The following is a 20,382-nucleotide window of genomic DNA, read 5'->3' on the forward strand; positions in this document are numbered from 1 at the left end:
AAATATTCTAAAAGAAGCTTTTTTTATTTTTATTGATTTCTTTATTTGAAAGCATACACGAGACCAACACCAAGAACTTGTTTTAACTGCATTCTTGGACTTTCAGTAACTTGACTTTTTGTTCCAGTGGCAGGATCAATAACGTCTTTTTTGTTTTTAATGTCATCATCGTAAATTAAATGAACGCCAATGTTTGCTTTGACATAAGCATTTACAACCAAATCTAGACGTGTATCATAATCAATGTCGACATTTCCGAATCGATTTAAATAGTCAGTATATAAGGAAAGTCTGTTTTCGTAAAAAACATTTTTATAGATTTCGTTTTTCATGTAGGCAGTAAAAAGGATACCAAATTCGGCTTTTACCTTTTGACCTTCTTCAATCAAAATTTGCTGAGTTGGATCTAAAGGATCTGGCGCATAAACGGCTTTTTTAACACCAAAAGAACCTTGGTTTGCCAAATTTTGATCTAATACCAATGTAGTCTTTAAAGTAATTGGTGAGAAATAAAATGTTCTGTTTTTTTCTTTATTTGAATTTTCTGCTCCGGCTCCTAAAAAGACATATGCTGGTGCAAAAGGTCTAGAAATGGGAACGTCTCGATTAGGATAATTGTAACCGTTGGTAAACTGCGTATTGAAGTTAAACTTTGCTGAGTAGTACCAATTTGAAGCGGTATCTTTTCTAAAACCGTAAGTAGAGTTCAATTGAATCGCATCATCTGTTTTTCTCGTTTCAATATCTTCTTGTTTGTTTAGACCATATTTCATAATAAGTTCGTTGAACCATTTATGATTTCCTTTCAAATAAGTTCTAGAGAATTCTCCTTTAAATAATCCAGAGATAGAACTTGTCCCCCCGCGCTCCAGTTTACAAAAGCTATTTGTGAAAGGTCAAAACCAAGTTGGTTTTTTTCTGTCCAGTTAGAAGGCGGTTTAGGTGCTTGATTGGGGCTTAGAGTTGTTTGTATAATCTGGGCAAAGTTATTAGAAGTACACAAAAGCAATAATAGCAAAAGGGTAGAACGCAATAATTTCATTATAGGTAATTTTTGTTTTGGTATCGCAAAATAATTATTTTGAACCGTTAGAAAAAAGATTTATTAAATTTTTAACGTCAATTTTACACAATTGTTGTAATTGATTTACTGTTCCATGCTCAATAAATTGGTCTGGAACACCCAAAATTTCAATCGAATTTTTAAAATTATTTGATGCTGCAAATTCTAAAACAGCACTTCCAAAACCACCATTTTTAACTCCATCTTCGATTGTAATAATGTTTTTAAAAGTTTTAAATATAGTGGTTAATGTATTGGTGTCTAGTGGTTTGATGAAGCTAAAGTTATAATGCGCAATCTCGTCAGAATGGGTTGATTCTTTGAGGGCTTCTATAACATTATTTCCAATTGTTCCGGTCGACAATACAGCAACTTTTGTACCATCTTTTAAACATTTTGCTTCACCTAAATTAATTTTTTTGTAATGTCCGAAATTTTCTACTTCCCAATTTGGAAGTACGCCTCGACCTCTTGGATATCGAATTGCAATTGGATGCTCTAATCCAAGTTGCGCAGTATACAAAATGTTTTGAAGTTCAATTTCGTTTAAAGGCGCATAGATAATCATATTCGGAATCGAACGCAGATACGCAATGTCAAAAACACCGTGATGCGTTGCACCATCTTCTCCAACTAGACCTGCTCTGTCCAAACAAAAAATAACAGGAAGGTTTTGTAGCGCCACATCATGAATTACTTGATCGTAAGCGCGCTGTAAAAAAGTCGAATAAATATTGCAGTAAACAATCATTCCCTGAGTTGCCATACCAGCCGCTAATGTAACAGCATGCTGTTCGGCAATTCCAACATCAAAGGCGCGATCTGGCAATTCGTCCATCATAAATTTTAATGAACTTCCAGATGGCATTGCAGGCGTAATTCCGATTATTTTTTCATTCTTTTTAGCTAAATCTAAAATGGTTAAGCCAAAAACATCTTGATATTTTGGAGGAAGATTTTCTTCCGATTTTAAATGAATTTCGCCAGTCGAAGCATCAAATTTTCCAGGCGCGTGATATTTTACCTGATTTTCTTCAGCCTGAAGCAAACCTTTTCCTTTAGTTGTAACAATATGCAGGAATTTAGGTTGCTTTAATCTTTTTTAAACGTTTTAATTCTTTGATTAATTTCAGAAGATCGTGACCGTCTATTCGACCAGAGTAATCAAAATTTAAAGACTTGATGATATTATTCTGCCTTGGATTTTTTCCGTTTTTAACAGAAGTCAGATATTGTTTTAAAGCGCCAACACTGGGGTCAATTCCGATCGCATTGTCATTTAGAATAACCAAAATATTTGCATCGGTAACTCCAGCATGATTAAGTCCTTCAAACGCCATTCCGCTTGCAATAGAAGCATCTCCAATTACAGCAATATGTTCTTTGTCAAGATCACCTTTTAGCTTAGAAGCAATCGCCATTCCTAAAGCTGCAGAAATCGAAGTAGAAGAATGCCCAACGCCAAAAGTATCGTAAACGCTTTCGCTTCTTTTAGGGAAACCAGAAATACCTTCTATTTGCCTATTGGTATGAAAGTTTTCTCTTCTTTCGGTCAATATTTTATGTCCGTATGCCTGATGCCCAACATCCCAAACCAATAAATCATCTGGGGTGTTAAAAACATAATGCAAAGCAATTGTAAGCTCTACAACGCCCAAGCTTGCTCCCAAATGCCCTTCTTTTACAGAAACGATATCAATAATAAATTGACGAAGTTCTTGAGCAACCTGAGTAAGCTGTTCTTCTTTTAAAAGACGTAAATCGGCCGGATTGTATATGTTCGAAAGTAAATCGCTTTTCATTGTATGGTAAAAAGCAAATTTACAGTTTTAAATTTAATTATTGTTTTCCAAATTTTAATTGAGGTTTGCACCTAGGCATGCCAATTTGACTTTTTAGAGAAGTTAAATTTATATCCCCAATTTCAATCTTATTAATAATGATGTCTTCAGATTTCAATAATTCTTTTTCCAAACCAAAATTGACTTCAATAGGCATTGGCTCCATTGTGGCTTCTCCATTGCCAATTTTTACTGAATTTATTTCATTTTTTTTAGAATCTGTTTGTGTTTTAGAATTATTTAGAGATGAGGTTTTTTGTTGATTAACAACTTCAATCATTTGAATTTTTTGTTTGTTACCATTCACAGATGAACAGCTAAACAGAGAAGTTCCCATAGTAACAAATAAGGCCAACAAAAACATCTTATGATACTGCGTTTGGGAAAATAAAATCTGACTCGGAATTTGAATACTTACAGAATCTAATTGTGAATTTTTAAATCGTCCGCAAATTTTTTGATCTTGATTTTGGAGAAAAAAGTGCTGAATTTCCTCTGGTAATTTGCTTGTAAAATCAATTACAGATTTGTTGCAGACACGGCAGAATCTTCCAGTTTCATCAGGTGTCATTTCATCCCAGTTTTCATTGCAGGGATTTGGAATTGTAATTTTGAAGTTAGATTTCATTATTAGCATTTTTAGATAAAACGCTAATAATTAAAAATAAGTATAATCTTACTTTTTTTAATAAGGAATATTTTAAATTATTGTTTTAAAGCGATAGGCACAGAATATTGCATTCTGACTTTTTTTCCGTTTGATTCGCCTGGTTGCCATTTAGGACATAAGTTTAAAACCCTTATAATTTCTTTTTCTAAAGGCTCTTCAACAGGCGGCGAACATTCAAGAAATGAAACACTTCCGTTTTTTTCTATCGCAAAGGCAAGTGTAAAATTGAGTTTCCAGTAATTTACATTTTCTGGTTTTTTATATTCTTTCATGAAGAAAGTATGAAATTGATCAATACCACCAGGAAATTCGGCATTTGTATTCGAAAGTGGTTTCAGAGTTGAAGAAGCATCATCTTTTTTTGCTTTATCAGATTTCGAAGATTTGTTATCATCCACTTCTCTAGAGGCTATTGTTGTCGTTTGTTTTATTTTAAGTTGCTCAATTTTTGATACATCTGAGGGCGCTTGATCTAATTTTTTTGTACTAATTGCAGTTGCATCCAAAGCTTCTGGTTTTGCTGTCAGAGTATCTTCAATAACTTCAATATTCTTAATTTCTTGCTGTTTGGCTTCTTTGTTTTGACAACCGAAAAAAACTACAGCCATAACTACATACAACGTTGGCAAAAACGATTTGCGATTTATATAAGTAGTTATTTTATGTTTTATTTTCATTATTTAAATGTAATTGGCAAAATAAAAGTTGATCGAACAAACTGATTATTTGTTTTTCCAGGAATCCACTTTGGGCCAGATTCTAATACTTTAATAACTTTTGCTTCATTTTCTGACGACTTGTTTTGAGTTACTCTAAAATTGCTTAAAGTGCCATCTCTTTCTACAACAAATAAAACGGACATTTCTCCTTCTTTTGAAGCAGTATAATTTTTTGCAAAATAAGAATAGAATTTTTTCATTCCGTTTTTTGGAGCAGGTAGAATATCCAAATCAACGGCATTATATATAATACTATATTTAAAATGTAGTCTCTCATTTTCACTAGCTATAGGAGGAAGTACCGCTCCCATTGTGATTCTTTCTCTTGGCTTTTTTGTTTTTTCTTTTTTAGATTCAATCTCATGGCCATAGCAGGAGGAAACATCTTCATCTTGATTTTGTGTTGGATTGTCGACGATTTCAATTTGATCAATTTTTTGCTTGTTTCCTTCTTTATCTTGGCAGCTAAAAAGAGTTGTTCCCATGGCAATAAACAAAGCAAGTAGAAACATTTTATGATAGTTGGTCTGAGAATATAAAACGCGATTAGGAATTTGAATCGTAATGGTATCTAACTGTGATTGTTTAAATCTTCCGCAAATTCTATCATTTTGATTTTGAATAAAATAATGCTGAATTTCTTCTGGAAGCATAGAACTAAAATCTATAACCGTTTTAGAACAGCTCAGACAAAAACGGCCATTTTCAGTTGGCTTCATTTTGTCCCAGTTTTCATGACATGGTTCTGGTATTGTTATTTTTCCTTTTCTTTCCATTTCTAAATTCAGAGAATTAAATGTAATAAATAATAAGCACAAGCAATTTTTTTATAGAAAAATCTCTTAAAGTTAGTTCTTTATGGTTGTAAACTTAATTCGGTTTGTTCTTGACTATCACCAGTTTTAACAATTTGCATGGTCGTAATTTTTGAAAACTTTCTCTTCCTTTTTTTCGGATTTAAAGTGTCGAGTTCCAATGTGATGGGTAGATTGTAAAAAGTTCTAACTTTCCTTCCTTGGATTTCGCCTGGAGTCCATTTTATAGATTTTTGTAAAACTCTGATAGCTTCTTCTCCAGTTCCAAAACCAAGATCTTCAATGGTTTTTATTTCATTTAAACTTCCGTCTTTTTCAATAACAAAAGACATTTTGATTACTCCGGTAGATTTTTTTAACTCTTTGGGTATTTTAAATTCAGATTTAAAAGCTTCGTAAAATAAATCTCTCCCTCCAGGGTAATCAGGTATAACATCAATTCCCATTCCTCCATAGACGGTATTGTCTTCATAAATATCCTCATTGGGTAGCGTTTCTGCGCATTCTGTTTTTACTAAAGAAAGGTATTTTTTGCTTTTTAGAGTAGAAACCTTTTTAGATTTTGTTTTGCTAATGGTTGTTGGTTTAGTAGTAGATACTTCCTGCTTTTCGTTGGATTCAGTTTTTGGAGAAGGAGCATTTTCAATTATTTCAATTTTCTCGATTTTTTGTTTGTTTCCTTCTTTATTCTGACAGCTAAACAAAGTAGTTCCCATGGCAATAAATAAAGCCAGTAAAAACATTTTATGAAAATGCGTTTGCGTATAAAGAACCTTACTCGGAATTTGGATTGTTATCGAATCTAGTTGAGATTTTTTAAATCTGCCACACATTTTATGGCCTTGATTTTTAATAATGTATTGTTGAATTTCTTCTGGAGACATCAAGGTAAAATCAACAACAGTTTTTGAACAGCTCATGCAGAAACGGCCATTTTCATTTGGCGTCATTTTGTTCCAGTCTTCAGAGCATGGTTCAGGAATGCTGATTTTGTAATTTCTTTCCATATTCAGATATCAAAGATTAAATGTAATAAAAATAAGTTCTAAAATCCTATTTTTGCAATTATGATAAATCCTTTTACAGACGAATATTTTATGAAAAAAGCTTTGCAGGAAGCAGAAATAGCTTTTGAAAGAGGCGAAATTCCTGTTGGCGCTGTAATTGTCGTTGCAGATAAAGTAATTGCAAGCAGTCATAACTTAACCGAATTATTAAATGATGTTACAGCTCATGCTGAAATGCAATCTATCACAGCAGCAGCAAACTTTCTAGGCGGAAAATACTTAAAAGACTGTACGCTTTATGTTACTCTTGAACCTTGCCAAATGTGTGCTGGCGCTTTGTACTGGAGCCAGATTTCTAAAATTGTTTTTGGCGCAAGAGACGAACAACGCGGTTTTATCAATATGGGAACAAAATTGCATCCTAAAACGACTGTTGTTTCTGGCGTAATGGCTAATGAAGCTGCGGATTTGATGAAACGTTTTTTTCTGGAAAGAAGGAAATAATTTTGTCTATTTAAAAGGGTAGCTTTTCTATAAATTGAAATAAATCATTTCCTAATTCTATCATTTTACTTCCTTTTGTTGCTAACTCTGCGGGTAATACTCCAATAGCTACCCAGTCTTTGATTTCTTTCGCCTTATTAAAAAATTTCTTTAGCTTACTAATTGATTTTTTTTCTTCAATTTCATTTTTCGCATTTTCTAATCTACAAATTTCCAATAGAGCATTTGTAAAATTATCTTGCCACTCTTTATTTGTTTTGCTTGCATCTTCGAAATCTTCTAATATATCTTTAAGTTCTTCTAATTTTTGGTTATTGGAGAAATAATTATTATAAATCGTTTGTGTGTTGTTATTCCCCAATAATTGTCCATTATTTATAACATTACCATGAAAATGTATTCCTTCTTTTTCCATTTTTTTAATTGTTTTTTTTGAATCTTCAAAGTTTTCGATAACTTCAAGAACATTGATATTTTTAATTCTGTGTGTTGGATGATATTCTATTACATCTATTCCGTGATATAAACTACTTATCATTTCGTCATACGAAAGAAATATTTCACGGTAATCGTTATAAAAGAAATCTTCATTATCATCATAATCATATTTGACTTCTTCTTTGAATTTTAAAGAATATTTTCTATTTATGTCTTTAATATCGTTTCTGAGAACTTCCCAAAAGCCCCGTATATTTTTTCCTGTTATCCAAAAATCAATTATTTTTGAATGCTGATTAGTTTCTACTAGTGCATATGTTTCCTTATTTAAATCTTGAAGTACAATTCCTGATTGCCAATATCCATCTTGTATACATTTAGAGATATTTCTTGCCATAAAACGATACATTATTAGCATTTCAAATGCAGATTCGAATTGAAAGCGGTAATGTTTCGAATCAAGCTTGTATCTTTCGAATTCAGACGGTTTTTCTCCTTCAAATGCACAAGGAATTAAAAATTCATCTTTTAAAAATGGATTATAAACACATAAATCATAATCACTCATTAATGCAAGTATAAATTGAAAATCTTTTGCTTTATATTTTAACTTTACTTTTTTATTAGCGAATAAATATTTTTCGTCTTTAAAAATTTCTTTTAAATCATTAGAATTTAAATGTCCTTTTTTTATCCTTGTTATTTCCGACGTAATTACAGAATATGCTCCTGTAGTTATCCAGTCAGGATTTAGAACTTGTAATTCTTCTAATATTGGCTTATCAAAAAACACTATAGAACCAATTTTATCCAATTGTTTCAAAAGATTTTTTCGATTTATCTCATTATAGTATTCATTATTGTCGCAAATTAAATCATATTCGTTGTATGCAATGTAGTTTTTACTTATAGTTACATCTTTCTCTAACTCATCTTTAATTTTAAACCAATTAATAGGGTATTGAACTAATAAATCTTTTCGGGATAAAATAATTTGGCTTAATGATTCTTTAAATTCATTAAATCCATCACCATTTTTACATGACAACAAAAAGGGTTCTCTTAGCGTAGGATAAGTTTTTCGTAACTCATAAAAGTTTTTATTGTTGTGTGATTTTTTATCTTTTAACTCTTTCCAGTTGTATACTATTAAAATTTCGGAATCTTTTCCTAGTTTTTCTATTTGTTCCAACCAATAAATTGCTGAAGAATCATTTCTAGGATCTAATAATAGAATGTAAACGACCTTTTCAGTTAAAAAGAATTGATGTAATGAATGTTGAATATGTTGTCCACCAAAATCCCATAAATTTACTTTTATGTTTTCGTCAAAATTATTTTTAATTTCGTTCCACGATTTTTTGTTTATGCCATGAGTTGTTGGTTCGTCACTATATGGCAGGCCAATAATTTTCTTCATTAAGCTAGTCTTTCCTAATCCACCATCACCAACAAAGATTAATTTACACTCATTCAATGATTTTAAATTATATTTTCTAGCATCTTCAAAATACTGAATTATTGTAGCGTTTCCTTGTGTGATAACTTCATACGGAGGTATAGTGAAATCATTATTTTCTAAAAAAATAAAATTTTCAAGATGTTCTTCATAATCTCCATCCAAAATTATTTCATATCCTTTTGTGATAAATTTTTCAAGAGGTCGTATATCATTTATTTTATTGTGAGAAATATCGATAAGTCTTAAATCATTTAAGACAGAGAGAGAACTGATGCATTCGATATTATTTCTCCCTATATCCAAATTTTTTAATTTTTTCAAATTCACTAAGATGTTTATCTCTGAAATTTGATTATTCCATAAAAATAACACTTCCAGCTTATTTAAATTTTGGAGCGGTAAAATGTTATTTATTTTATTATTTCTCAATTCTAGACTTTTAAGTGCATTTAAGTTTTCTAATATTGATAGATCAGATATATTCGTTGAACTTAAATCTAAATAAGCTAATTTTTTTAATCTACTAATTGGATAAAAATCTTTAATATAGCATTCTCGCAAATTTAGCGATATGAGTTTTTTAAAGGATTCGATTTTTTCAAAGTCTAATAATTCTGCCGAATTTATAGATAGCCTTTCTAGGTTTAGTAAAGAACTAATGGAAGAAAAATTAAAAACATCTGCATTATTGATGATAAGTGTTACAATTTCACCTCTATCATTAACGGTGTAATAGTCTTGTGAAGAGTTGTCAAAATATTCATCAAAATCTTCGTCATTAGTATTTATAATTAAAATGTCATTTTCTTTTTCAAGTGTATTAATTACATCTATATCTTTCATTTTAATTTTTTTGAATGTTTTCAAATATAACGAATATTCTTCTTAAAAATAATTTACTTTTATCCCAATTTAATTTGTATTTTGGTGTTAAGGCTTTTAGCGCTAAATCGTATTAAATTCTCAATTTGTTAACCATTAACTCTAAATAAAAGTGAAAGCAAAAGGACTATCTCTCGTATTTTTTGTGTTTTTTATTTTTCAATCTTGCGGGCGCAAATCAGCAGCAGATTTCAATTCAGATTTTTCACTATTTAAAGATTACATTACCAGTTTTACGGGCGGAATCGTTTCTGCAGATTCTGATATTCGTGTGGTTTTGGCTTTCGATAAAAAAGATTGGAAACCGAATCAGGAATTAGATGACGATTTGTTTGATATTTCGCCGAGTGTTCACGGGAAAGTTATAGCGCTTTCAACAAATACGTTGGCTTTTATTCCAGAGAAAAAACTCAAAATGGGAACAGAATATCAGGTTACTTTAAACTTAGATAAACTGACTGCCATTCCGAAAGAGAAAGAAAAAGAACTGTCAAAATTCAACTTTACAGTTAAAACGGTTAAACAAGATTTTACCATCAATACGGGCGATATTCAATCGTACAGCAAAGAATACCAATATTTAAACTGTGTTTTAAAAACAGCTGACAATATTGATTTGGAAACCGCTCAAAAGCTGGTTGAAGCGAAACATAAAGGGAATAATCTTAAAATTAAATTTGAGAAAGTAGCTGGTCAGTGCTAAAGAATTTCGTTTTATAATTGACAGTATTCAACGCCACTCAGAAGCTTCAAACTTAGAGATTATTTATGATGGAAATGATTTTGACATTGATCAAAAAGGGCAAATAGATTTCCCGATTACAAGCATCAACGAATTTAAAGTTATAAAAGTTGAAATTCCAGACGGAAACAATCAGCAGGTTTTAATTAATTTCTCGGAGCCTTTAGAAAAAGGTCAGGATTTTGCAGGATTGGTTTCAATTCAAAACACCAATAATCTGAAATTTTCTACCCAAGGAAATTTACTTAAAGTATATTTTACAAACCAAAATGCTTCTAAAAAACAAGAGCCTGTAGCAGTAGCTGTGCAGGAGCCAGTTGCAGTAGCAGTAGATTCGGCTGCGGTAGTGGTTGATTCAGCCGCTGTTGCCGTAGATTCAGCCGCCGCAGTTGTAGAAGAAGCTGTTGAATATGTGCCAGACGAAGAACCAGAACAAGTTGTTACGGGCGAACTATTATTGGAAGTTTTTCAGGGAATCGAGAGTCAATATGGTAAAAAACTGGAAAACAATTACAGCGAGAAAATTTCTTTTGATCAGATAAAACCAAACATTCGTTTCATTAAAAACGGAACAATTCTGCCAAGTTCAAACAATTTAAAATTGAATTTCGAAGCCGTAAATCTAAGCGCTGTAGATGTAAAAGTGTATAAGATTTATAAAAATAACATTCTGCAATTTCTTCAATACAATGAATTAAATGGCGGGCAAAATCTTAAAAAAGTCGCACAGCCAATTGCTAAAACCACTTTAAATTTAAAAGAAAGTACGCTCGTAAATCTTTCTAAATGGAATACGTATGCTTTAGATTTATCTAAAATCATTAAACCAGAACCAGGAGCAATTTACAGAGTTGAATTTGTGTATAAAAAGAAATATTCGCTTTATAAATGCGAAACATCAGAAGGAAATGACGATGAAACCGAGGAAGAAGAAGTTGATGAAAATGATGTAAACTACAGCGGCAACTCTTACGACGATTACTATTATTATGACGATTATGATTGGAGAGAAAGTCAGGATCCATGTACAGGTTCTTACTATTACAATGCCAGAATTGCGACTAATATTTTGGCTTCAGACTTAGGAGTTATTGCTAAAAGAGGTGAAAATAAATCGTACTTGTTTGCTGTAAATAATATCGTTACAACAGAACCCGTTTCAAACGCAAGAGTAGATTTATACAACTTCCAACAGCAAAAAATTGCAACAGAAGCAACTAGCAGTGAAGGTATTGCTTCTTTCCAATTGGACAAATTTGCTTATTTCGCCATTGTAACTTTAGGTGACCAATCGACTTATGTGAAACTGGATGATGGACTTTCATTATCGGTAAGTAATTTTGATGTTGCAGGAGAGACTTTACAAAAAGGTTTAAAAGGATTTATTTACGGAGAAAGAGGTGTTTGGCGTCCAGGAGATAACCTGTATCTATCATTTATTTTGAACGATGCAGCGAATAAACTTCCGAAATCACATCCAATTAAATTCAGATTAAATGATCCGAATGGCAAAACAGTTTATCAAACTGTTCAAAAAACGAATGATCTAAACCATTATGCTTTTATAGTGCCAACAAACCAAGATGCCCCAACAGGAAATTGGGAAGCAATGGTTAGTGTTGGAGGTGCGAAATTCTACAAGAGCATTAAGATTGAAACGATTAAACCAAATCGTTTAAAAATCAAGAATACATTTAGCAGAAAAACACTTTCGGCTTCGTATCCAAATACAGACAATCTTGAGGTAACATGGCTTCACGGTGCAATTGCTAAGAATTTGAATGTAGAAATGCAGGCGAAATTCTCTCAACAAAGCACAACATTTAAAGGCTATGAAAAATATACTTTTGATGATTTGGCACGCCAATTCAGTACAGAAGAAATCAATATTTTCTCTGGGAAATTAAATGAAAGCGGTAAAGCATCAGTTAACATTCAGCCAAGATTACAAGGTCAGGCACCAGGAATGCTTCGTGCTTCATTCATTACAAAAGTGTACGAAGAAGGAGGAGATTTTAGTACAGATGTAATGTCAACAACCTATTCTCCGTACAAAACCTATGTAGGTTTAAAAACGCCGGAACTGAATAAATATAGCATGCTTGAAACGAGAACAAACAATCGTTTTGATGTTGTAACAGTTGATGAAAACGGAAGACCAAAATCGGTTCGTAATCTCGAAGTACGAGTTTATAAAGTAGACTGGAGATGGTGGTGGGATTCTTCAAGCGATAATCTATCAAATTATAATTCTTCGAATGCAACGACTTCATACAAAACTTTTGTCATCAATACCGATTCTAGCGGAAAAGGAAGTTTCCAATTTGCCTTGACAGATGAAGAATGGGGGCGTTATTTAATTCGTGTTGCCGATCAGCAAGATGGTCATGCAACATCTTTAACCGTAAATATCGATTGGCCAATCTGGTCTGGAAAAACACGAAACAGAGATGCTTCTACAGCCAATATGTTAGTGTTTTCTACCGATAAGAAAAATTATGCAGTGGGAGAAAAAGCACAAATTTCTTTCCCTTCAAGTGAAGGTGGCCGTGCATTGATTTCTATCGAAAACGGATCAAGAGTAGTGCAGACTATTTGGGCTGAAACTAAAAACGGAGAAACAAAAGTTGAAGTTCCAATTACAGGAGCAATGGCGCCAAACGTATATTTTAATATTACATTATTACAGCCTCATGCTTCAACCAAAAACGATTCGCCAATTCGTATGTATGGAATTGTTCCTGTTGAAGTTGTAGATAAAAACACCCTTTTGGCACCAACTTTAAATATGCCTGATGTTTTAAGACCAGAACAGCCATTTACGGTTAAAGTGGGTGAAAAATCAGGTAAAGAAATGACTTATACAATCGCGGTTGTAGATGAAGGTCTTTTGGATTTAACTCGTTTTAAAACACCAAATGCGTGGGATAGTTTTTATGTGCGTGAAGCTTTAGGAGTAAAAACTTGGGACGTTTACGATGATGTAATTGGCGCTTATGGCGGAAAAATAAATCAGATTTTCAGTATTGGTGGAGATCAGGATTTAGGAGGCGGAAAAGCTAAAAAAGCCAACCGTTTTAAACCTGTAGTGTTATATTATGGACCATTTAAATTAGGAAAAGGAGAAACGAAATCGCATGATTTAAAGCTTCCAAAATATATTGGTTCTGTTCGAACAATGGTAGTAGCGGGTGATGCGAATACAAGCGCTTACGGAAGCGTCGAAAAAGCAACACAGGTTAAGAGTCCGTTGATGGTATTGGCTTCGTTGCCTAGAAAAATTTCTCCGTCAGAAAAAGTAACATTGCCTGTAACAGTTTTTGCAACTGAAAATAAGATCAAAAATGTTTCGATTCAGGTAAAAACCAGTAACGGATTGAAAGTAATGGGAAGTGCAGTTCAAAAACTAAGTTTTGCACAGCCAGATGAAAAAATGGCCTATTTTAATTTGGTTGTTGGTTCTGCAACTGGAATTGCAAAAGTTCAGGTAATTGCGACATCTGGAAGCGAGAAATCAACTTATGATGTCGAAATCGACATGACGAATCCAAATCCAGTTACGAGTACTTTTACAGATGTTGTTTTAACGCCAAACAGTACGAAGACAATTTCATGGAAAACTTTCGGAATTGCCGGAAGTAATAAAGCCAGATTAGAAGTTTCGTCTATGCCGTCAATGAATTTGAACGGAAGGTTACAATTCTTGATTCAATATCCGCATGGTTGTGTAGAACAGACTACTTCATCTGTTTTCCCGCAATTGTATTTGGGCGATGTGGCAGATATAGATGCGAAACGCAAAGATTTAATTCAAAAAAATATTGCGGCTGGAATTCAGAGATTGGGTAATTTCCAATTATCAAATGGCGGAATGCCGTACTGGCAAGGAAATGCAATTGCAGATGATTGGGGAACTTCTTATGCTGGACATTTCTTAATTGAAGCAGAGAAAAAAGGATATGTACTGCCAATTAATTTCAAATCGAAATGGCTTTCCTATCAGCAGAAAGAAGCGAAACAATGGCGTTTTGAACCTAAATATGGAAATGACTTAGCTCAGGCATATCGTTTATACACTTTAGCTTTAGCAGGACATGCAGATTTGTCGTCTATGAACAGATTACGTGAAACTAAAGGTATTTCGAATGAAAGTATGCTTCGTTTGGCAGCCGCTTATGTTTTAGCAGGTCAGAAATCGGCTGGGCAAAGTTTGTTCTTGAAAACCAGCATTGATGGAAGTTCAGATGGTTACAGCTATTACTATTATGGTTCAAGTGAAAGAAACCGAGCAATGGCTTTAGAAACGATGCTTCTTTTAGATCAAAAACAAAAAGCATTTGTTACTGCAGCAAAATTAGCCAAAGAAATGTCAGCTAATCAATGGATGAGTACGCAGACAACAGCTTATTGTTTGTATGCAATGTCGAAATTTGCGGTGAGTAATGGTCCGAAAGGAATCAATATCCAATTTAGTAAAAACGGGAAAGGAGAGACAATCAATACAGGTAAATCGGTTGCAGATCGCAGTTTGTCTGTTGCTTCGGGTTCAAACAGTATTACGCTGAAAAACAATAAAGCCAATACAGTTTATGTTCGTGTATTGAACAGTGGAATATTGCCTATCGGACAAGAAAATGCGGTTCAAAGCGATGTTACGGCTTCTATTGTTTTCAAAAACAGAAAAGGAAGCGTAATCAATGTTTCAAGAATTAATCAGGGAACTGAATTTGTTGCCGAGGTTACAATTAAAAATCAAAGAGGAGAAAGCGTTCAAAACGTAGCGTTATCTCAAATTCTGCCTTCAGGATTCGAAATTGTAAATACTCGTTTTACCGATTATGGAGATGCTGTAAACAACATTGCAGATTATATTGATATCCGAGATGACAGAACGAATTTCTATTTCGGAATGAAAGCAAGAGAAACTAAAGTTTTCCGAATTCTGCTAAATGCATCGTATTTAGGAAACTATTATTTACCTGGATTGCAATGCGAAGCCATGTACGATAATACATTCTTAGCAAGAACAAAAGGATTCTGGGTTGAGGTTGTGAAATAAAATTTTTTAGCCACAGATTGCACAGATTATCACAGATTTCAAAATCTTTTTTAATCCTTTAATCTGTGGTAAAAACTTTGCGAACTTAGCAAAAAAGTTTCTCGCAGATTTTGCAGATCAAGTAGATAATATAAGATTTCCTGAATCTGCGAGAGAAAAACTTTGCGAACTTTGCGTAAATCTTTGCGTCTTTGCGGTTAAAAAAATAAGCATTGAAAAATAAATTTAAAGCGTTCTTTCAGCGCATTCTAAACTGGATAAAAAGAAATAAAATAAAATCAGCAATTGCATTTCTGCTCTTGCTGATTTACTATTTTTCTATACCTCGAACTTTGTTCAAAGAACCATATTCTACCGTTATAGAAAGTAAAGAAGGGGAATTGCTCGGAGCTAAAATTGCCCGAGACGGACAATGGCGTTTTCCAGCACAAGACAGCGTTCCAGATAAATTCAAGAAATGTATCGTTTATTTTGAAGACGAGTATTTCTATAAACATCCTGGCTTCAATCCTGGAGCGATGATTAATGCTTTTAAGCAAAACAGAAAAGCAGGAAAAGTGGTCAGAGGAGGAAGTACCTTAACGCAACAGGTTATTCGATTATCCCGAAAAGGAAAAAACAGGACGTATTTTGAAAAAATAATAGAAATTATTCTCGCTACAAGATTAGAATTGGGTTATTCTAAAGATGAAATTCTCGAAATGTACGCTGCGCATGCGCCTTTTGGGGGAAATGTCGTAGGACTAGAAATGGCTTCATGGCGTTATTTCGGAGTGCAGTCCAATCAGTTATCGTGGGCAGAAAATGCAGTTTTGGCTGTTTTGCCTAATGCACCAAGTTTAATTTATCCGGGAAAAAACCAGATAAAATTATTGAACAAAAGAAACCGACTTTTACTAAAACTACATCAGGAAGGTATTATCGATAAGCAGACGTACGAACTTTCAATAGAAGAACCATTACCTCAAAAGCCATACGATCTGCCTCAAATCGCTCCGCATTTATTACAAAGAGTCGCAAAAAATGAAGAAGGAACAAGAGTGAAAACTACTATTGATTATGCCTTGCAAAATCGTGTCAATCAAATTGCAAGATATTATTACAACCAGTACAAACAGAATGAGGTTCATAATCTGGCGATTTTGGTTATTGATGTTCAGAGTAGAAATGTAATGAGTTATGTTGGAAATTCTCCAGCAGATGCAGATCATCAAAAAGATGTTGATATTATCGATGCGCCAAGAAGTACAGGAAGTATCTTAAAACCACTTTTGTATGGAGCAATGTTGGATGATGGCGAATTTCTGCCCAATACTTTAGTAGCTGATATTCCAACACAGATTTCTGGATATACGCCTCAAAATTTCAATCTAACTTTTGATGGCGCTGTTCCTGCACATCGTGCATTGTCACGTTCGTTGAACATTCCTGCGGTTTTAATGCTTCAGGAATTTACTGTAAACAAGTTTTATGAAGAACTTCAAAAATTTAAATTAAAAAACATAAATAAAACTCCCGATCATTATGGGCTATCGCTTATTTTGGGAGGTGCTGAAAGTAATTTATGGGATTTATGCCGAACGTATGCAAATCTTTCGTCTACGGTCAATTATTATACTAAAAATAAGAGTAAGTATCGGACTAACGAATTTACCGAACTCAATTATAAAAATGATTTTAAGCCCGATTTTGGCTCAGAAACCGACCAGAAGAATATTTTGGGTGCGGGATCAATTTGGTTAACGTATAATGCAATGGAAGAGGTTAATAGACCGGAAGGAGATGAAGCGTGGAAGTTTTATGACAGTTCGCTTAAAATTGCATGGAAAACGGGAACCAGTTTCGGGAATCGTGATGCATGGGCTATTGGAACCAATTCAAGATATGTGGTCGGAATTTGGGTTGGAAATGCTACGGGTGAGGGAAGGCCAACTTTAACTGGAGTTACTAGCGCCGCACCAATTTTATTTGATGTTTTTAATTTACTGCCAAGGCAAAGATGGTTTGATACTCCATATAATGATTTAGCAGAAGTTGAGGTCTGTCGATTAAGCGGTTACTTGGCAAAAGAAAATTGCCCAAAAATTAAACAATGGGTCTCTAAAAAAGGTAAATCGACAAAGGTTTGTCCGTATCATAGAACCATTCATTTGGATAAAACAGAGCAATTTCAGGTAAATAGCAGCTGCGAGAGTATCGATAATATTGTGATTAGAAACTGGTTTGTACTGCCTCCTGTTATAGCTTGGTATTATAAAAGCCAGCATATTGAATATTTGCCGTTACCGCCATTTAAAGAAGGATGCGAAGGAACGCAAACCACTACAATGGACTTTATTTATCCGAAAGCGAATAGTAAAATATATTTAACAAAGGATTTTAACAGTAACATACAGCCCGTAATTTTGAAAGTAGCGTATTCTGAAAGAGATAAAGAATTGTTTTGGTATGTTGATGATGTTTATAAGGCTACAACCAAAACCTTTCACGAATTGCCTATTACGCCCACAACAGGAATACATTACATTACGGTTGTAGATGCTTCTGGAAATGAAATAAGAAGGAGAATTGAAATTGTGAGAGACTAAACGGTAAATATAAAGCCCAATTTTTAAAATTCCAAATTCCAAAAAAAAGAGGTTAGGTTGTCTGGCTGAGCGAAGTCGAAGCCCATGTGCCAATTGGAGCGCCCTTCGACTTCGCTCAGGGTGACAATTGTGCTTAGAATGACTTTTTATTATGTAATGATCTTATGAAAACGAGAGCCTAGCCCAGATAGGAGCGGTATCCTTTTTCTGGCTTCTTTAGCCAGGAAAAGATACAAGCGGATAGCTGGAAATTGCTTCTAAATAAAAAAAAAAGCCACAAAAAAACCGCCAATCTCACGAAAGGCGGTTTTGTTTTTATTCTGAAATAACATTTCCTTTTTTATCATAGAAATGGTATTCTAAGTACGTGTAAGCGTCACGAGGTATGATTTTCACCCATTTCTTATGTTCAAAAAACCATTTTGAACGTAATGATGGAAAACCTTTACTGAGGTATGCAGCCACAAACGGGTGTGTGTTTAGTACAACCTTGTTGTGGGTTTTTAAAAGTCTTTCTAAATCAGCGGTGATCTTATCAATGATTAAAATTGGAGCTTCAATTTCACCATTATGTTTATTAGGATCTTCCTCTCTGGTTTTGATATTCACTTCTGGTCTTACGCGCTGTCTTGTAATCTGGACCAAACCAAATTTACTCGGCGGTAATATTTTATGTTTTGCTTTATCGTCGCTCATTTCTTCTCGCAAGAAGTCGAACAAAACTTTCCTGTTTTCTGGATTAGACATATCGATAAAATCAACTACGATTATTCCGCCCATATCACGCAAACGAAGTTGTCGTGCGATTTCTGCTGCGGCAATCATATTTACTTCCATGGCTGTGTCTTCTTGGTTGGTCGCTTTATTAGAACGGTTTCCGCTGTTTACGTCTATAACGTGTAACGCTTCAGTGTGTTCTATAATAAGATACGCACCTTTGCTCATGGAAACAGTTCGGCCAAAAGAAGTTTTGATTTGTCTCTCTATATTGTATTTCTCAAAAATTGGAGTGTCATTTGATTGATAAAACTTAACAATCGATTGTTTTGAAGGTGCAATTTCTTGCAAATATTCCTTAGTTTGATGGTACAACTCTTCATCATCTATTTGAATACCACTGAAGGTATCATTAAATACATCTCTTAATATCGAAGAAGCTCTATTAAGCTCTCCTAATACTTTTGATGGATGATGAGCAGTTGGTAATTTTTTACACATTGCAGACCATCTGCCTAGCAGGTTCTGCAAATCTTTTTCTAATTCGGCTACGTTTTTGCCTTCGGCTACTGTACGAACAATAACACCAAATCCTTTAGGTTTGATCGATAGAACAAGTTTTTTTAGACGATCCTTTTCTTTTTTATCTTCTATTTTTTGAGAAATAGAAACACGATCAGAAAAAGGAACTAGAACGATAAATCTTCCGGCAAGAGAAAGCTCAGCACTTATTCTTGGACCCTTGGTTGATATAGGTTCTTTAACTACTTGAACTAAGACAGATTGATTGGCACTTAAAATATCAGTAATGATGCCATCTTTGTCAATCTCTTTTTCAAACTGAAAGGTTTTTAGGGAGAAATCTTTTAATTTACCTGCGCTTACAAGTTTTATGAATTTCAGCTGAGAAGCTAGATTTAGACCAAATCGTGATAATGTAAAAAGGCATCTTTTTCGAAACCTACATTTACAAAAGCGGCGTTAAGTCCAGCAACTGGTTTTCTGATTTTGGCAATAAAAATATCACCAACCTGAAAGTTGCTTTTTTCTTCTTCTTTGTGTAATTCAATTAGTTTTCCATCTTTTAATAAGGCAAAATCTACTGCTTCAGAACTAGATCTAATGATTAATTCTTTATTCACACTGTAAATTTTTATCTGTTTTTTCAGAAAATAGAAAAAGAGAGAAGAGTATAGATTAATAAAAATCTAAAATCTTAAGTCTAAAATCTAAAATCTTATCTACAGATGGATTAAACAATATTTTAACAGGTATTGAACCCGGGAGGGAAACTTAAATTTCAAATTTTTAAATTCCAAATTCCAATTAAATCAATATTGATTTCTTAATTTTTGGATTTTGGATTTTATTTTTTGGAATTTTTGAAATTTCCCAAATTTCAATGAACGTTTAAAAAGAAAAAAGTAGTTTAAAACTACTTTTTCTTTTTGTGGCGGTTAGCTCTCGCTCTTTTCTTACGTTTGTGAGTAGCTACCTTATGTCTCTTTCTTTTTTTACCACTTGGCATATTGTGTCAGATTTATGTTAATTAATATTATTTTGCTTCGTTGTTGGTTTTAACTCCTTCTACAAAAACTTTTGCAGGTTTGAAAGCAGGAATGTTGTGTGCTGGAATTTTAATAGTAGTGTTTTTAGAAATGTTTCTTCCAGTTTTTTCAGCTCTAGTTTTAACGATAAAACTACCAAAACCTCTAAGGTATACATTGTCTCCAGTCTCTAAAGAAGTTTTAACTTCTTCCATAAAAGTTTCTACTGTTGCTTGAACGTCTCCTTTTTCAAGACCTAGCTTCTCTGAAATCTTCGCTACGATATCTGCTTTCGTCATTTTCTTTCCTATTTTATTTTATAAATGGT

General features: G+C 33.4%; 8 protein-coding genes and 4 pseudogenes. 3 read left to right on the forward strand and 9 right to left on the reverse strand.

What is annotated here, in order from left to right:
* Positions 1–41 precede the first annotated feature (41 nt).
* The 6 genes and pseudogenes from ACPWTF_RS15585 to ACPWTF_RS15610 form a co-directional block, all read right to left on the reverse strand.
* Positions 42–1,042 (reverse strand): annotated as a pseudogene (locus ACPWTF_RS15585) (DUF3078 domain-containing protein).
* Between the two features lie 34 nt (positions 1,043–1,076).
* Positions 1,077–2,865, reverse strand: a pseudogene (locus ACPWTF_RS15590) (1-deoxy-D-xylulose-5-phosphate synthase).
* 37 nt (positions 2,866–2,902) lie between these two features.
* The gene (locus tag ACPWTF_RS15595) at positions 2,903–3,475 is read right to left on the reverse strand and encodes a hypothetical protein (protein ID WP_427872009.1); all 573 of its coding nucleotides are present in this window, start codon (positions 3,473–3,475) and stop codon (positions 2,903–2,905) included.
* A 134-nt stretch (positions 3,476–3,609) separates the two neighbouring features.
* Entirely contained in the window at positions 3,610–4,251 is a 642-nt protein-coding gene (locus ACPWTF_RS15600; protein WP_427872010.1) for a hypothetical protein, read from the reverse strand.
* The gene (locus ACPWTF_RS15605) at positions 4,251–5,069 is read right to left on the reverse strand and encodes an energy transducer TonB (RefSeq protein ID WP_427872012.1); all 819 of its coding nucleotides are present in this window, start codon (positions 5,067–5,069) and stop codon (positions 4,251–4,253) included. Before ACPWTF_RS15605 ends, ACPWTF_RS15600 begins: the two co-directional genes overlap by 1 nt.
* A gap of 80 nt (positions 5,070–5,149) precedes the next feature.
* Complete coding sequence (locus tag ACPWTF_RS15610) at positions 5,150–6,115, reverse strand: energy transducer TonB (protein WP_427872014.1); 966 nt, start codon at positions 6,113–6,115, stop codon at positions 5,150–5,152.
* Positions 6,116–6,175: 60 nt separating this feature from the next.
* Between ACPWTF_RS15610 and ACPWTF_RS15615 the strand changes: the two genes are divergently transcribed.
* Positions 6,176–6,619: a nucleoside deaminase gene (locus ACPWTF_RS15615; protein WP_095928040.1), complete on the forward strand. Its 444-nt coding sequence runs from the start codon at positions 6,176–6,178 to the stop codon at positions 6,617–6,619.
* A 10-nt stretch (positions 6,620–6,629) separates the two neighbouring features.
* On the opposite strand, the gene ACPWTF_RS15620 is transcribed toward ACPWTF_RS15615, so the two are convergent.
* Positions 6,630–9,362, reverse strand: a complete 2,733-nt coding sequence (locus ACPWTF_RS15620; RefSeq protein WP_427872016.1) for a COR domain-containing protein — start codon at positions 9,360–9,362, stop codon at positions 6,630–6,632.
* 151 nt (positions 9,363–9,513) lie between these two features.
* Between ACPWTF_RS15620 and ACPWTF_RS15625 the strand changes: the two are divergent.
* Positions 9,514–15,202, forward strand: a pseudogene (locus ACPWTF_RS15625) (alpha-2-macroglobulin family protein).
* Between the two features lie 212 nt (positions 15,203–15,414).
* Positions 15,415–17,790, forward strand: a complete 2,376-nt coding sequence (gene pbpC, locus ACPWTF_RS15630) for a penicillin-binding protein 1C (protein ID WP_427872018.1) — start codon at positions 15,415–15,417, stop codon at positions 17,788–17,790.
* 315 nt (positions 17,791–18,105) lie between these two features.
* Here pbpC and ACPWTF_RS15635 read toward each other — a convergent pair.
* Both ACPWTF_RS15635 and ACPWTF_RS15640 read right to left on the reverse strand, forming a co-directional pair.
* Positions 18,106–19,649: pseudogene (locus ACPWTF_RS15635) on the reverse strand (Rne/Rng family ribonuclease).
* Positions 19,650–20,062: 413 nt separating this feature from the next.
* Positions 20,063–20,353, reverse strand: coding sequence for an HU family DNA-binding protein (locus ACPWTF_RS15640; protein WP_007805026.1), 291 nt, complete (start codon positions 20,351–20,353; stop codon positions 20,063–20,065).
* Positions 20,354–20,382: the final 29 nt, after the last annotated feature.

The organism is Flavobacterium sp. MMS24-S5 (genome assembly GCF_050320125.1).
GTDB classification, from domain to species: domain Bacteria; phylum Bacteroidota; class Bacteroidia; order Flavobacteriales; family Flavobacteriaceae; genus Flavobacterium; species Flavobacterium tyrosinilyticum.